At 67.9% G+C, this 669-nt stretch carries 1 protein-coding gene and 1 pseudogene; both read left to right on the forward strand.

Annotated elements, in window-relative coordinates; translation table 11 throughout:
• Positions 1 to 185 (forward strand): annotated as a pseudogene (locus tag ADK36_RS50060) (hypothetical protein); the annotation flags it as partial.
• A 190-nt stretch (positions 186 to 375) separates the two neighbouring features.
• A partial coding sequence (locus ADK36_RS48715; protein ID WP_159391107.1) for a hypothetical protein occupies positions 376 to 669 on the forward strand: 294 nt, incomplete at its 3' end.

Genomic DNA, 669 nt, shown 5'->3' on the forward strand with positions numbered 1-669 from the left:
ACACTCGCGTGAAGGATGTCAACGAGCTGGTGCGGACGGTGTTCCGGGGCGGGTGCACGGATCTCACCTGCAGCCGCACACCACCGGTCCTCAAGGAGGTCCTCGACGGATTGGGTTCCCTGTTCGACGAAGACGCCATGTTCATACCGGGAGCGGGACAGGAACCGGTCTGTCGCACGCGGTGATCGCTCCGCGGCTCTTCCTGGAGGACCTGCTTCTGCCGCCGATCCTCGACGTCGTACGCACCCAGGGAGTGCTGCGCTACCGCGCTACCCGTCGGCCGCGGACTTCCCGGTCTCCTGGTCGTCGCACCTGGACAACACCGACGTCGCCGCTGCCCTGTTCGATCGCCTCGACATCACCGGCACGATCGCCGTGGGACAGCACCCGGGGATCACGAGTCCCGACCTCGCCCAGGCCATCACCGACCACCTCGCCCGACGCGTGTCCTACGAACCTCTCGCCCGAGGCGTTCGGCCACCTGCTCGTTTCCCGCCCCGTCCCTTCGGCCCCGAACGCGTACAGGCCCACATGGCCGAGGACTTCCACGACCACGACCGCCCCGCAGGCTTCGGCGACGAAGCCAGCGACCGCGACGTCCTTGTCATGCTGCTGACCGCACTGGCCACGGCGTTTCCCGACGGCCGGCACACCATCGAACGACTCACC

The organism is Streptomyces viridochromogenes (assembly GCF_001270495.1).
Taxonomy (GTDB): Bacteria; Actinomycetota; Actinomycetes; order Streptomycetales; family Streptomycetaceae; genus Streptomyces; species Streptomyces viridochromogenes_A.